This is a genomic window from Plesiomonas sp. (assembly GCF_051650925.1).
Classification (GTDB): domain Bacteria; phylum Pseudomonadota; class Gammaproteobacteria; order Enterobacterales; family CAMTGL01; genus Plesiomonas.
This window is the reverse complement of record NZ_JBOFRH010000139.1, coordinates 1-1,397: the sequence shown is the minus strand read 5'-3', so window position 1 is coordinate 1,397 and position 1,397 is coordinate 1. Positions and strand designations below refer to the sequence as shown.

Annotated in this window: 1 protein-coding gene; it reads left to right on the top strand. The window is 47.6% G+C overall.

The annotated features are described in order from the left end of the window. Positions 1 to 749 (top strand): LysR family transcriptional regulator (locus ACRC27_RS03080; protein WP_438639170.1); only part of this gene is annotated, 749 nt, incomplete at its 5' end. Positions 750 to 1,397 lie beyond the last annotated feature (648 nt).

Genomic DNA, 1,397 nt, shown 5'->3' with positions numbered 1-1,397 from the left:
TGCGTAAACCTCGTCAACTGGAGCTCACGCCGCGCGGCTTACGCGTGTTGGCTTACGCCCGTGAACAACAACGGGCCAGTGAACGCCTGTATGCCGAGCTATCAGAAGATAACCCGCATGCGGGCAACATCCGCCTCTCGACTCCCGGCAGTATTGGCCTTCTCATCTACCCTTGGCTGCTAGAGCTACAGCAAACCTACCCGACGCTCAGCATCCAGCACCGCTTTGCTCCCACCACCGATATCATCTCTGCCGTGCTCGAAGGACGCAGTGATCTGGGCGTGGTCGATCAAGCACCTGAACACCCCAGTCTGCATGCCGAACCCTTGGCGCGCGAACCGCTGTGTCTGGTAGTCCCCGCTTCTCTTGCTGAAGTCAGCTGGCCAGCGTTGCAGACATTGGGCTTTATTGATCACCCTGATGGTCGCGCTATGGCGCTGCGTTTACTTAGCCGTCAGTTTCCTGGCCAACGTTTAGATGACATTCCTGTGCACGGTTTTACTAACCAAATCAGCCTGATCCTTGAACCGGTGGCGCGCGGTCTGGGCTTTACCGTACTTCCACGTTTTGCAGTGACCGCATTCGCCAGATCTGAATTAATCCGCGTACATCACAGTGAATCGCCGGTTATCGATACCCTCTGGGCCATTCACCGCGCCGAATGGCCGCTTCCGGCACGCTATCAGCAATTATTAAGCGACATTAAACTGCGCATTACAGAGCAAAGTCAGGCAAAAGGTGCACAATAAAAACGTCGCGCCGTGTTACTTTCCGTATATTTAAATATATGCAATATAAAAAACTAATAGATAGTAAGTTAATAGATAAACCCAATCCCAAAGAGGGATAAAACAACAGAAAGCCAAAGAAGATAAAAGGATAAAACCACGCCAACAGTCTACCCAGCTCACAGGGCTCAACAGCAAGGAAGGCGTAATAACTGATTAAAAAACAAAACATAAATAACACTGCAAGATAGGCACCAATATCACTGCTGTTATAGTTTTCCTACAACAAGAAATGCTATGATTAACAGATGTGGCCATTAATTGAGGATGACGGCACCGCGCTAGTCATCTCAACAAAAGCATTGTCTAAAAGAAGTGTGACAGCGTTTTATTTCAACATCGCAGCAATATCCAGAATAAAGGTAAGGGCTATAGCGAGCTGTTTGCACAGAATAAATTAACGCTCTGTCATAAAAATAAATATGACGCGCATTATAATAAATGGACATCGACAGCGGATAGCTAAGCTTTCTCTACGCGGTACAACACTCGGTACAACCCGATACATTCCACGCACACATTGACATTACGGTTAGCCATATAAGATGAACGAAATTGCCATCAGTATCGTGAAAACCATAGGTTGTCTGGCAACCGTAACCTTTTTTT